Origin of the sequence: Prevotella sp. oral taxon 475, from assembly GCF_018127805.1 — a bacterium.
Lineage (GTDB): Bacteria > Bacteroidota > Bacteroidia > Bacteroidales > Bacteroidaceae > Prevotella.
The window spans coordinates 2510797-2523366 of sequence record NZ_CP072334.1 but is presented as its reverse complement, the minus strand read 5'-3'; the positions used below and the strand labels follow the sequence as shown (position 1 = coordinate 2523366).

The window sequence follows — 12570 nt, the reverse complement described above, 5'->3', positions numbered from 1 at the left end:
TTTTTGTCGGTTGGTCAAGATGCAACAGGTCTTGAGCCGAACACAAGCGCACGCCTCTCATAAGCGCTTGTATACACAGGATAAACGAAAAAGAATAACAACTAAAAGTATAGACAATGATGAAGAAAATACTGTTTTCGATTCTCTTTTTGTGCGCTGCGGTGAGCGTGGCCGAGGCCAAAAACGCCCTTGTTGTCATCGCACACGGGTCGCCGATGGAGAGCTGGCGCAAGCCCGTTCTCGAACTCGAAACCTCTGTTCGCAATCAAATCAAGGCGGCCAAACTAAAGGGTATCGACTATGTTCGCGTGGCTTTGATGGAATATACCGAACCGTCGGTGGCCTCGGTGGTGAAAGATTGCGAGGCACAAGGTGTCGATTCTATCTTCGCTCTGCCGCTGTTCATCGCCCCGTCGGGCCACACCGAGGAGGATTTGCCCAACATTTTGGGTTGGAAATACAATCCCTATGTGCGCGAAGAACTGGCCGAGGAGAAAACGGAGATGGTGAAAAGCAAGCTGCCTATCGTGCTCGGGCCCACCTTTTATTATAGTTATGTGCTGGAAAAGGTGATGGCGCAACGTGTCAAATCTTTCTCGAAAGATGCTGCTAACGAGGCTGTCATCTTCCTGGCACATGGCGATGAAGAGCGCATCGGCTTTTGGAAATCGCTCTTAGGCAATGTTTCTAAATATGTAAAGGAAAATTGCGGCGTGACATACGTCGACAGCGAACTTATCGAAATGGGGCATAACTTCGGCAACGAACTCATGCCACTGCTTGAAAAAGCGGCTCAAACGAAGAAGCGCATCTTTGTTCAAGGCATCTATCTCACGTCGGATGTGAAGCGCATGGCCGACCGTCACAAGATGCAGGAACGGCAAGCTGACTTGGTAAAGACCCGCGGTGTGGAGATCGTTTACAGCAATGAGGGCATCCTTCCGGCCTCTTCCGACCTCGTAACCAACTGGGTGGTGGAACAAACCGCACAGTGGTTGCACAGTGCACGGTAGTGTTTGGTGAGGACGTTCATCCAAAAAGACATACAGATGAAGAGGGCCTTAAGAGTCGTTTGCCTTGTGGCGGTGCTGCTTTGGGCGGCGTCGTACCGTGTCGTTGCGCAGGAAAGCAGAGTGTTCGGCTATGTCACCGATGCGAAAAACGAGCCTCTCGTGGGCGTGAGCGTCAAGGTGAACGGCAGCAAAGTCATGACCGTGACAAACGCAGACGGCCGTTATCAACTCAGCGGAACATGGCGACGAGGAACCGATCTCGTGTTTTCATACATCGGATATGCCACGCGCCATGTTCGATTCGACCGCTCCGGACAACTCAACGTTCAGCTCGAAGAGAATGCTAACCGACTGGGCGAAGTGGTGGTAAGGGCCAAAAGCAATATCAATGCTATCGACCTGCGCGCCAAGGCGGGGGTGGTGGAGAGCGTAGACATGAAACGACTCACCGACAAACCTATGATCGACCTCGGCTTAGCCTTACAGGGCATGGTGGCAGGACTGAACGTTGTCAACACCGGCGAACTGGGTTCTACGCCCAAAATACGCATCCGCGGCAACTCTTCGCTGCGCCGTGGCAACGAGGCGAACGAGCCTTTGTACGTGCTCGATGGGCAAATCATCTCTGCCGAGACGTTTTATAATCTCAATCCGCAGGACATCAGCAGCATCAAAGTGCTCAAAGATGCCGCCGCTTGTGCTCTTTATGGCATCAAAGCAGCCAACGGTGTGCTCGAGATTGCTTCGCAACGTGGCTATCATGGACGAATGACGGTGACCTATGGGCTCGATGTTGGCGTTACTTCTACCGGTCGAAGGGGTATCAAAATGATGGATTCGGCCGAGAAATTGGAGCTCGAACGACTGCTCCAAAACCCCGCTACGCCGGGCTATCGCTATAGCCGCGACTACTATGAACGCTTCCATTCCACCGATCCCGATAAGGAACGACTCATCGCCGAGGGAGAACGTCGACTTGAAGAGCTGAGAAATATCCACACCGATTGGTTCAAAGAGCTCATTCACAACAGCGTGTATCAAAAGCAGAACCTCAGCCTGAAGGGCGGAAACGGGGCTACTACGTATTATGTTTCGGGCAATTATACCTATCAAGGAGGCCGAATCGAGGGCAACAACAAACGGCGTTTCGGGCTCAGAATGAGCTTAGACCAACAGCTGGGAAAGATGGGTTATCTCATGTTAGGCGTCAATGGAGGTTATGCTAAGGCAGAAACACCCAACGGAACAAGCTTCGATCCTACTTCGTTGGTCTACAATCTCAATCCTTATGAACGAAAAACGGGCGAGCTTTATTCCTATCCCAACCGCACATACGACGATCTTACGCATCAGTATCAAGCCGATACCAGCGACAAAGAAGCAGGAGCGAGCGTCAATTTGACCCTTACTCCGATCTCCGGACTTACTCTTGCTTATGTCGGTGGACTGGATTTCTCCGCCGGAGAGAACCACCAATTCACACCGGCCTCTTCTTATTCGGAGGCCAAAACGGGCGTTCTGACCCTGGCAAGAGGCATCTATAGCCGAACGAAGTCTACTACCATCAATCTCTCGAGCAACCTTCGTGCAACCTATAATCACATCTTCTCCCAACTGCACGACCTCACACTCGGAGCCAATATCGACTTTTACAGATTTCAATACGATGCGGTGGGCATCACCGGTTACGGCGTTGGGAATGTCGATGCCCCATCAGCCATCAATCGTTCGCTGCATGGCTATCGACAACCAGAGGTAAGAAACCCGCGAGATAAGAACGCACAGTTGGGCATTGGGGCTGTTGCCGGCTACACATTCAATGAAATCTACGACTTCTATCTTACCTATAAGGCCGACGCCTCTTCCATCTTGCCCGCCGATAAGCGGTGGAACAGAGCTTGGGCTGCAGGTATCGGATGGACTCCCACGAACTATGGATGGCTGAAAGGCAACAAAACCCTTACCCATCTCAACCTGAAAGCTTCGTATGGCGTAACGGCCAACCTCAGCGGAGTGAGTGTTTCGAACACCGTCGGCACCTTTTCTTTCTCCGAACAGGCTTATGAAACGAGTCGTTCGCTCTCTCTTCTCTCGCTCTACAACAAGGATTTGAAGGCCGAACAGAACAAAGCCACCGACATCGGACTGTCGATGGAACTTTGGAAACGCATCTCTTTCGACGTGAACTGGTACAATCGGCGCACCGAACAAGCCTTGCTCGATGTGCCGATACCCACAAGTACGGGTTTCTCTACCCTCAAACGGAATATCGGCGTGCTGCAAAACCGAGGTATAGAAGTGGGCTTGAATGCGCGGATAATCGACACTTACGACTGCCGACTCCGTCTTGGTGCCAACCTTTCTTATAACGAAAACAAAGTGTTGAGCCTTTATTACACCGATAAACTCTATCTCGACGAGCAGTCGCTCATGCCCAGTTACGAGACGGGAAAGGCTTATGACATGATATACGGAGCCCATTCGCTGGGTATCAATCCGCTAACGGGCTATCCGGTGTTCCTCACTTCCGACGGAAAAGAGAAGCAAGCCACCGAGCCCCTCACCCGAAACGACCTCGTCTCGCTCGGACATCTCACACCGCCTTACAGCGGAAGCCTCAACGCAAGTTGGTCTTACCGCTCGTTCGACTTCGACATCTCTTTCTATTATGTGCTCGGCGGCAAGCAACGATTCAACTATCAGTATGTCAGAAATCGAGACAACGCCCACTACAATGCCGTTGCCGGGCAGACGAAACGAATGTGGTTGAAGCGTGGAGACGAAAATAAAGAATACTGGACGCCGTTTTACACGCAGACCATCGCCGAAGAAAACCTTGCTCTCTACCCCAATTCGCGCACCGTGGGCAACAGTAATTACTTGAAACTATCGAGCCTTTCGTTGCGTTATCGCCTTCCTGCGGCGGTGCTTCATCGCGTGTTGCCCTTTGTGCAGTATGCCAATGTAGGCTTGCAAGGTTCCAATCTCTATACATGGACGGCTTATAAGGAGTCCGATCCCGAAAGTGGCACGCTGGCAGGAACGGTTCAACCCATCTTCACCTTTCACCTCAACCTCACTTTTTAACCCCATTGTGCTGCATGTTATTCCAACGAATCCATATATATATAATAGGTGTAACGACAGCCATACTGGCTTCTTGCTCGCTCAACATCCCTCCGCAAGATCAGTTTTCCGATCCCTCTGCCATCACCAATGTAGAGAATGCTCGTTCGTTGCTGTCTTCTGCCTATCTGTCTTACCCGCATTACGAATACGAGTTCTCGGTGCTTGGCAGCGATTTCTGCCCCACTTCCGTCTCCATCAAAGACGTTTCTCTGTTGAATCTCTACAATTGGCAGGAGAAAGAGATCGGGAAACTGGCCCCCACCGTGTGGCTTTCTTACTACAACACCATTGCTTCCTGCGACGCTTTGCTCGAGCGACTGTCGAACGTAGTCACGCCAAAAGCCGCCGATGCCGAAGAGAAGGCCCTGATAGAGGCCGAAGTCAAGACCCTGAAGGCCCTGTGTTATTTCCGGCTTTTGCAGATTTTTGCCCCGGCCTACAGTCTGAATCCCGATGGAGACGGCGTGATTCTGAAAAACTTTTTAGGTCTTGAAACCAACCGCCGCTCGTCCATCCGCACCTGCGTGGCCGCCATTCGACAGTTGCTCACCGAGGCAGAAGCCGTAGAAAACAACCCCGATCGCAATGGATGGCTCTCTACAACGGCCGTGAAATACCTCCTGGCCGACCTCGCCCTCTATGCATCCGACTATGCCGAAGCCGCTCGTTACGCACAGCAAGTCATCAGTCGGGGCAGCGATGCCTATTTCACCGCCGACGCATTGGCCCGTCTTTGGCAGAACGACACCTACAAAGGTCGGATCTTTGCTTTCAACACCACCGCCCAGGTCTATGCTGCGATACAATATTCGCCTACCGATGGCGACTATTTCGCCCTCAATCCCGCCCTCCATTTCGCGGCTTCCGACCTGCGAAAAGCCTATTGGGTCTATCCGATGACGATGAACGGCAATCTGCGAAACCTGTTGGGCAAGTATAACAAGATGAACAAAGAGGGCCGAACCTCCTCCTATATCAACACTTTTCGTTACGCCGGAGCCTATTACATCGCAGCCGAGGCCCTCTGTCGGCAGGGCGATGTGGAGGCAGCTCGCAGCCTGATGAACCACTATTGGCAACTGGTGGGTGTGCCGGAAGCCCCCCTGGGCATCACTGCCGACAGTTTGTTGGAGCGCATTCTGACCGATAAGCAGCGCGAATTTGTGGGCGAGGGCGTGGCTTTCTTCGACCTGAAGCGCACCCGTCGACACCCGCTCGACCGACTCTCGCAGTGGGGTGGAGCCTTCAACGCCCGCATCACTGTCGACGATTATCGGTGGACCTTCCCCATCCCCAGCTCCGAATATCGCTTCAATGACAACGTTACGCAGAACGCGGGCTGGGCGATGAACAAGTGAAGCTCCCCACTCCAAAGCCCTTCGAAGCAGCACCGAGGCGGTTTTTTGCCCGCGTTGGGATGTCTACTTCTAAACAGTTGAAAATCAAACGTTTAGAAAGCGTGTTGCAAAAGCTAAGAAAATGCAACCCAAAAGCTAAGAAAACGCACGCCAAAAACTAAGAAAATGGCCTGCAAAAGCTAAGAAAATAGAATACGGAAGTTAGAAAGATCAAGTACAACATAAAAATAAATCGAAATGAAGTTCATAAAAACAACTCTCCTGTTGGCCGTTGTTGCTTTCCTGGCAGCAGCCTGCGGCAACGACAACAAAGACGATGTACAGATGACAAATGGCGTTGCTCTCTCTGTGGTAGGCAATGCATTCATGTCCGAAGACGATGCGCAGGGCATCACACTCAACGTGTTGATGGCCTTTGCGCCCAGTAAAGACGAAACCATTGAGCTCGTTTTGGCGGGCAACGAGGGAGACATCGTGCGCTTAGACCACAAAACCCTCACCTTCAAAGCCGGCCAGAAAGAGGCCACCGTCAAGGTGTTGTCTAACGCAAAGCACGCCCTCTCGGTGCCCAGAATCATCACGCTGACGGTTGGCCATACGTCCAACCCTCAGATAAAAGCGGCCGATGAAGGCGTGAAAATCACCGTTAAGCCCGACTCGGACATACCGGCCTTAACCCCTGCGCAGCTGCAACTCATTGCCGGATACCAACAAAAATACGGCTTCGACCTCACTTCTCTGCTCGGAAAGGTGGCTGTCGAGGCTACGGTTTTGTTCAACACCGAAGACAAAGAGAGCTATTTCAACGGCGAGCCGCAGAAAACCTTCAAGGGCTTTAGCATCATCACGCTCAGCGAAAAGGCCACGGCCGATACGCCGGTGTTAAAGATGGTGGACAATCCGATGGGGCTTACCTCGTTCTTCTACGACGTGCTGAAACGCAAAACGGTGGAAGACACCGAGTTCTTTCTCCAGCAACCCTATGGCAGTGCTATCGTTCAGGCCATCCAATACGATGCGTCCAAAGAGCAGTTCAGCATGACGCTCGACAGCATCCGGCTCGTTCCGTCTACCGGAAAAGTGGAATTCCTCGTTCAACAGCCCGATATCTACGACGATATGATCACGGCTCTGCCCTTTGTCTATCGCTTTTCGGCTTGGGAAAGGGTGAAAGAGTTGCGCGATAAAGGGGCAACGGTCTACGTGAAGGAGAACGGAAAGTTGGTGGGTTATCAGGTAACCGACGAGTTTCTCAAAGCCGGCGGCTCGATAGATCCCAAGCGTTGGCTCGCCCTTAGCGATGTCAGTCGCGACACTTTCGGCAAGACACCCTCCAATTGGATAGAGCCCAAGGGTCATTTCGACTTCTCGAAGGGGACGATGACGTTCGTTTTCCCCTGGGATTTCGATGCTGCCAACGACTATGAGCAAGTGCGTGTCACCTATACGATGCACAAATAACGGGCGATGAGTAGGATGCGACACATCGTTCGCCGCCTTTGGCTGTTTCTTGTGGCTGTGGTGATGCCGGCAGGGCTGTTGGGTGCCCCTTCAAAACTGCGTCCCGGCGGCTCCGAAACACCGATTTCGCTGCCCGTAGGTACGGTGGAGGGAAGGCTCGAGAATGGGCTTCGCTATCTCATTCTGCCCAATGCAGCACCCAAACACAACGTCGAGGTGCGACTGGTGATGCGGGTTGGGTCGCTCATGGAGAACGAACGGCAGAAAGGAGCTGCCCATTTCCTGGAGCATAGTGCCTTTATCGGTACGCAACACTTCCCCGGACGGTCGATGGTCGACTACTTCGAGCGTCTGGGAATGAAGTTCGGGCGAGACATTAACGCCTTTACCGGTTTCGACCGCACCATCTATTGGCTCTCCGTTCCTTTGGAAAAGACCGACGATGGTGTGCTCGATACTACGTTCTTGGCCATCAAAGACTGGCTCTGCGGCATCGCCTTCGAGTCGGAAAGAGTGAAAAAAGAACGCGGAGTCATCCTCGAGGAATTGCGAGGATACAGCACTGGCGACGATTTTTACGGTCTGAAGATCGGTCGAGGACGGTATGGGCGTCGCATGCCGCTGGGCAATGAGGACGACATTGACCGCATCGACAGTGCCACGTTGCGAGATTTCTATCGGCAATGGTATGTTCCGCAGTTGGCCACCGTTGTGATCGTAGGCAACGTAGACGCAGCGGCGACGCTCCAAAAGCTGCGAAGATGCCTGTCATCGGTGCCCTCCGGACTTCTAAAAACAGCCCCGGTCTATCCCTTACACTATGGAAAGGGAGTGCAATGGCAGGCGGTGAACGATAGTTTGCAGCGCGGTTGCAAGCTGGAAATCATTGTTCCGCATCCCACAACGGTGGAAAACGGTATCGAAAAGGCTATTGAGAAACAGCGTTCCGACGTGCTTTCCATCTGTCTTTCCAACCGTTTGCGTGCCATGAAGACGGATTGCGATGTAACCGATCAATGGTATCTGGCCGACAAGAATCACTTTGTCATGGCCTTTTCGGCTCCCGATCAACGGCAACTTCTTCAACGAATTACAGCTGTTTCGGCCGAGATGAAACGGGTTTTAGCCAGCGGATTCTGCCCCGGAGAACTGGAAATGGCCATTCATAGTAGGCTGCAAAGACTCGAATCTGACACCACACAGCGGCTCTCTGCCGATCTTTGCGAAGACCTGATCGACTATATCACCGCCGGAGATCGCCACCTTTCTTCGCCCAAAAACGTGGCAGCGGTGCGCAAAGGCTTGCTCGCCACCACCAATCGGCAGCTTCAATCTCGACTCAAATCGTTGTTACGGTGCCTGCAAAACACCTGTTTGCTGGCCTATACCTGTTCCGACGTATCGCAAAAAGACGGTCTTACAGCGGCAGATGTTCAACAAGCATGGCGCAAAGGGCAAACTCGGGAACTGCAAAAATATGTGTTCCACGCCGTTAAGAACGAAGAATTGCCGGTAGAAATACCGTCGTGCATCGCCCAGAAGCATGCTCCCGCCGACGAAGAAGTGACCCATCGCACCGTATACACAGACCTTGACGTGCAGGAACTGCGGCTTCGCAACGGCATAACGCTGCTTGTAAAACCTACGAAAGAAGAAGAGAAAACCATCTTTCTCACGGCTATCGGACGCGGAGGAACGGCCGATTTAAGCCCCGAAGAAGCCAAACGATATCACGATGCCGTGAGTTATGTCGACATGAATGGCCTTGAACGGGTGGCTGCCGACACTCTTTTGGCCGTTATGAGCAGGCTTCAGCTCTCCATGGCAGTGGGCGAAGACCGTTATTGGCACCAGGTTTTGGCATCTGCCCCGGCAGAGAACGCACAGCAACTTTTCAACCTTGTATACGAAAAAATGTGCCGTCCGGGCACCCATCTCACCGACTTCGAGGAGGCAAGACAGGCCGAAAGCGAGAGCATCGGTAAGCAAACGTTGCTCGAACGTATGATGCTGCATGACGCAGACAGACTGATCGCTAATCGAATCGACTCTCTTGTGGGCGATATAGACGGTCCAACGGCGATGCCTCTCTCGTCTAAAGACATCGACGAGCTCTGTCTCGACACGCTCACTTCTTATTATCGGCGGCTGTTTGTCGACCCTTCGCAACTCACACTCATCCTTACCGGCAATTTCAATGTCGCCCATGTGGTGCCGATAGCTGTGGCTACGTTTGCCAGGATGAAGCCTTTGCCCGATGCTTTCTGCTTTTCGGAGGTGCCGTTTCAGCCCAACAGTGCGCCCTACACAGAGACTTTCTACGACGAGAACGACGAACGGCTCGTGCTCAACTATGTGTTTGCAGGCCATTATGCCCCTTCGCTGCGCTCATCTCTTCAATTGAAGCTCATGCGAGACCTGCTACAAGATCGTCTGCTCAGTGTATTGCGCGAGCAAGAGAACATTGTTTACTCGCCGTATGCCGATCTTTACTACAGCGGATGTCCGCAACAGAAGTTCCATTTCAGGCTGACGGTATCGGTAAAGCCCGACAATCGCGAGCGAGCAGAGACTCTTTTGCACGCTATCGTTACCGATTTGCAGTGCCATCCCGTACCGATGGCCGAGTTGGAGAAGATGAAACGCTCGTTTATCGTGACGAAACGTAGGATGCTATCCGACAAATCGCCCTCTGAATGGAAAACGACACTCACCTCGTTGGTGAGGAACGGCGAACAATTGGCCGACTTCGACCACTACACTGCTTGTCTCAACGCCATCACTCCCGAAGAGGTGTGCCGCGCGTTTGCCGAAAAACTGCGCTGGGAAAGCAGAATCTTACTTTATAAAACCAAGAAATGAAACCCTTCTCTCTTTTCAAACCCCTCTTGCTCTCTCTGTTGCTGCTGCCCATCCATCTGATATGGGCACAGAAAACGCCTGTGGCTTATCGGCTGTTCGATGCCAACGGTCGGGAGATCTCTTATCAAACGTTGGTGAAAGCGCTCGCTTTGCCCGACGTTGTCTTCTTTGGCGAGATGCACAACTGTGCCATGACCCATTGGTTGGAGCTGAAATTGCTCGAAGATCTGTACCGAATGCACGGTCAAGACTTAGCGGTGGGCATGGAAATGTTCGAAGCCGACAATCAGTTGATACTCGATGAGTATATGCACGGTGTGATTTCGTCTGATCGTTTTGAAGCCGAGATGCGCCTTTGGCCCAACTACAGCACCGACTACGCTCCGCTTGTGACCTTTCTGAAGGAGCAAAACGTGCGTCTCATAGCGACGAACGTGCCGCGACGGTATGCCAATGTGGTGAAGAACCGTGGCTGGGCGTATCTCGATTCGTTGTCGGCGGAGGCCAAGAGCTATCTTCCGCCGTTGCCGATACCCTATGTTGCCAATGCGAACGCAACCTCAGGATTCGCTTTGATGGGACTGATGGGTAAGAATAAAGAAGCCAATCCCGAACGAATGGCCCAAGCCCAGGCCTTGAAAGATGCCACGATGGCCTGGCATATCTCAAAAAATCTACGCGGAAAGATGCTGCACATCAACGGCAGCTATCATTCAGACCAGCGGGAAGGCATTATTCCCTATTTGTTACGTTACCGTCCGGGCACCACCATCAAGACCTTGCGGGCTGTGCGGCAAGAAGACGTGTCGCGACTGGAGCCTGATTACAAGAGCTTGGCCGACTTTTACATCTGCGTGCCCGAAGACATGAGCATGTCTTACTAAAGCGATGGTTGCCCAAGCTCTCTTTTTTCAATGCATCAAAATATTCTATTTCAATTTATAAAATCAACAAAAATGAACAGAAAACTGATTTATTTACTTTTGCTCGGTTGGCTTCTCACGCCTTTCAGCATGCGAGCGGCCGAGGCAGTGAAGTTCTTTTGCATCGAACTTCGCGACGGAACGAAGGCTGAATTTGCTCTTTCTGCCAAGCCTCAACTTTCCTTTTCGGGCGGAAACATGACTGCTTCTACTGCCGGGAAGAGTATTACGGCGGCCTTGGCAGACGTGGTTCGCTACACGTTCAGCGTGGAAAGCACGACGACGGGCCTCTCTACACCGACCGAACAGCGTGCCGGCAAGCCGCAGACAGACTTTTCCGAGGGGCACATTCGCCTGAGTGGACTCTCCGCCGGAGCAGCTGTCCGCGTAGTGACGATAGACGGTCGAGAGGTGTTCAAGGGTCGTTCGTCGGCCGACGGGCGGCTCGACATCGACCTTTCTGCCAGTCCTTCCGGCATCTATGTGCTCTGCACGCCGGCCGGCAACCTGAAAGTGGCCGTTAACAATCAATAATCGACGAGAACAAACGCAGTGATTCACAACTTAAAACAACAACGAAAATGAAAAAATATCTATACGCTTTCATCCTTTCTTTCACCTTTACCACCCTTTCTGCACAAACCTACAAGATGAAAATCGCCAAAAAAGGAGGCGAGGTGGTGGAGATTCCGGCCGACGACATCGAAGGCATCAGCTTCGAAACGAGCGGTTCTTCGCAGTCGACCACGCAGTATGTCACTCTCTTCGGAGTGAAGTGGGCCACGGGAAACTTGCAATACGACAAGGGCACATGGAAGATAGCCGACCATCAGTGGGACTATTTCAAACCCCGTTACGGGATTCATCGAAACTCGACCGAGGCCTATAACCACACCATTATGCAGGCCGACGACCAGATAGACCACTTCAACTTCGGCGTCTGCGGCAGCAATGCGCTCACCTATTCGGCTGCGGTGTATGGAAATACGACGAAGAAAGACATCGCCGGAAAGATGTATACGGACGATCAATTCTTGAATGAGACCACCGATTTCTCTCAAGCCACCTTTGGCGACATTGCCTATTGGGCCACCAAGGGCCAGTATCGACTGCCGCGTTATACCGAGATTCAAGACCTGGCACAGCGCGGAAAGTGGCAGTTTGGCTACGTCATCGTAGACGGAACCAACCGCATCTACGGCTATTTGGTGACCGAACCGGGCGAGGGAGAGTTTCCCATGACGATTCGATTCCCTAAAGCACTGACCTCGGAAGACCTTTCCAAAGGTCTGTTTCTGCCTTGTGCGGGTTCTCGATACGACAATACGAAGGCTGTAAGATATGCCGGATACGGCGGATATTACTTCTCTTCCATCCTGTTTGGAGAGGATAAAGACTATGCTTGCAGTCTGACGTTCGACAATGATGATGTTTACTACACCAATGGCGAGAACTGTCGCTGCGGCGATTCTATTCGTCCGGTAGTGGCCGAATAACGATTCTTTGTGCCCTATGTCGGTCTTCGCTCATCGATAGACCTGGGGTTACACGACAAAAGCTAAGAAAACGCACAGCGTTTTCTTAGCTTTTGCATTTCATTTTCTTAGCTTTTAGCCTGCGTTTTCTTAGCTTTCGCAACGTGCTTTTCTAAGGGCTTGACTACCAAATGGTTGAAAGCAGATGGAAAGAGAGGACGAAAGGTGAGGGAAGAGAGGGACGGGAAGGAGGCGTTTTATGGGCGACAGGTGGAGAAATTCGACCGAAAATCATTATCTTTGCACGTCTTTTGTCTTCTCCTTTTAGATAAGGTGAACAACACTTTTA

The 12570-nt window shown here is 52.0% G+C and carries 8 protein-coding genes; all 8 read left to right on the top strand.

The window, feature by feature from the left end:
- Positions 1 to 116: 116 nt before the first annotated feature.
- The 8 genes from J5A66_RS10020 to J5A66_RS09985 all read left to right on the top strand — a co-directional run bounded on the left by J5A66_RS10020 (position 117) and on the right by J5A66_RS09985 (position 12242).
- Positions 117 to 1013: a sirohydrochlorin chelatase gene (locus tag J5A66_RS10020; protein WP_211790444.1), complete on the top strand. Its 897-nt coding sequence runs from the start codon at positions 117 to 119 to the stop codon at positions 1011 to 1013.
- 36 nt (positions 1014 to 1049) lie between these two features.
- Positions 1050 to 4100 carry a SusC/RagA family TonB-linked outer membrane protein gene (locus J5A66_RS10015; RefSeq protein WP_211790443.1) on the top strand — a complete coding sequence of 1017 codons (3051 nt, stop codon included), beginning with the start codon at positions 1050 to 1052 and terminating at the stop codon, positions 4098 to 4100.
- Positions 4101 to 4114: 14 nt separating this feature from the next.
- A complete protein-coding gene (locus tag J5A66_RS10010) occupies positions 4115 to 5500 on the top strand; it encodes a RagB/SusD family nutrient uptake outer membrane protein (protein WP_211790442.1) in 1386 nt (461 codons plus the stop codon).
- A 237-nt stretch (positions 5501 to 5737) separates the two neighbouring features.
- Entirely contained in the window at positions 5738 to 6961 is a 1224-nt protein-coding gene (locus J5A66_RS10005) for a DUF4929 family protein (protein WP_211790441.1), read from the top strand.
- 6 nt (positions 6962 to 6967) lie between these two features.
- Positions 6968 to 9823: a M16 family metallopeptidase gene (locus J5A66_RS10000; protein ID WP_249109968.1), complete on the top strand. Its 2856-nt coding sequence runs from the start codon at positions 6968 to 6970 to the stop codon at positions 9821 to 9823.
- The gene (locus J5A66_RS09995) at positions 9820 to 10707 is read left to right on the top strand and encodes a ChaN family lipoprotein (protein ID WP_211790440.1); all 888 of its coding nucleotides are present in this window, start codon (positions 9820 to 9822) and stop codon (positions 10705 to 10707) included. Before J5A66_RS10000 ends, J5A66_RS09995 begins: the two co-directional genes overlap by 4 nt.
- 72 nt (positions 10708 to 10779) lie before the next feature.
- Entirely contained in the window at positions 10780 to 11280 is a 501-nt protein-coding gene (locus J5A66_RS09990; protein ID WP_211790439.1) for a T9SS type A sorting domain-containing protein, read from the top strand.
- Positions 11281 to 11327: 47 nt separating this feature from the next.
- Positions 11328 to 12242, top strand: coding sequence for a hypothetical protein (locus J5A66_RS09985; RefSeq protein WP_211790438.1), 915 nt, complete (start codon positions 11328 to 11330; stop codon positions 12240 to 12242).
- The last annotated feature ends 328 nt before the right edge of the window (positions 12243 to 12570 follow it).

Coding starts and splice junctions, on each gene's coding strand:
- J5A66_RS10020 (WP_211790444.1), top strand. CDS start 117: ATGATGAAGAAAATACTGTTTTCGATTCTCTTTTTGTGCGCTGCGGTG.
- J5A66_RS10015 (WP_211790443.1), top strand. CDS start 1,050: ATGAAGAGGGCCTTAAGAGTCGTTTGCCTTGTGGCGGTGCTGCTTTGG.
- J5A66_RS10010 (WP_211790442.1), top strand. CDS start 4,115: ATGTTATTCCAACGAATCCATATATATATAATAGGTGTAACGACAGCC.
- J5A66_RS10005 (WP_211790441.1), top strand. CDS start 5,738: ATGAAGTTCATAAAAACAACTCTCCTGTTGGCCGTTGTTGCTTTCCTG.
- J5A66_RS10000 (WP_249109968.1), top strand. CDS start 6,968: ATGAGTAGGATGCGACACATCGTTCGCCGCCTTTGGCTGTTTCTTGTG.
- J5A66_RS09995 (WP_211790440.1), top strand. CDS start 9,820: ATGAAACCCTTCTCTCTTTTCAAACCCCTCTTGCTCTCTCTGTTGCTG.
- J5A66_RS09990 (WP_211790439.1), top strand. CDS start 10,780: ATGAACAGAAAACTGATTTATTTACTTTTGCTCGGTTGGCTTCTCACG.
- J5A66_RS09985 (WP_211790438.1), top strand. CDS start 11,328: ATGAAAAAATATCTATACGCTTTCATCCTTTCTTTCACCTTTACCACC.